At 60.6% G+C, this 771-nt stretch carries 1 protein-coding gene; it reads left to right on the top strand.

All coding sequences use genetic code 11. From position 1 onward, the window contains the following. On the top strand, positions 1-771 hold a 771-nt coding region (locus tag A3730_RS26745; protein ID WP_156501391.1), incomplete at both ends, for an IgaA/UmoB family intracellular growth attenuator.

Genomic DNA, 771 nt, shown 5'->3' with positions numbered 1-771 from the left:
CTCTACCTCTTCTTCCGTCGCCCACCTGCCGGCGAGCCGCTGAAGGTGAACCAGGTCTACGGGCAGATTCGTCTCACCCCGGTAGGTGTGGATGAACAGAACAACGTGCAGATATCCGTCACGCTGAACGACAGCATCGGCTTTTCTCTGCCGGAACACTGGCGCCCCTTTATTACCTATGAAGACGGGCAGAACCAGGAGATGGCCATCCGGGTCGACGATTACAGCGTTGTCAGTTACGGCAACCGGATGTCCCTGGATCAGGAAGTACGCCGCTTTCCTCCGGTGTACTGGGGGCGACACCTGACCCTGGCCATCGTGGGCGCCATCGCCCTGCTGTTTCCGCTCAGCAGTGTCACCCAACTCTCCCGCGACATCCTCCTTACCAGCCAGTCACTCAGCGGTGCACCGCAAAGAGAGCTGGACAATGCCAAGGCCGTGCGTGACAACCCGCCCGCCGCCGGTACGCTGGTCCACCTCAAGGGCAACGCCCGCTGTGCCGTGGAGACAGGAAGCTACTCGCCCAGCATCGACTGCCGGCAACTTTATTGGGGTAGCAGCGCCCCCCGGTCCAGCCACACCCAGGCACCAGACATCATCCAACGTTTGCAGGATAAGGACTTGCTGCAGGCACGCAGCGACAACTACCTGACACTGATGGCCACCATGCAAGGCTGGGATACTTACCGTAATGGCAAGCCGGTCATGCTCACCAACCTGCCCCGCATCATAGAGACGCTGGATTCAGCCTGCGCACAGAACGGCACTGAC

The organism is Alcanivorax sp. HI0044, assembly GCF_001634945.1.
The sequence above is the reverse complement of the archived record's forward strand: the minus strand, read 5'-3'. Positions and strand labels throughout refer to the sequence as shown.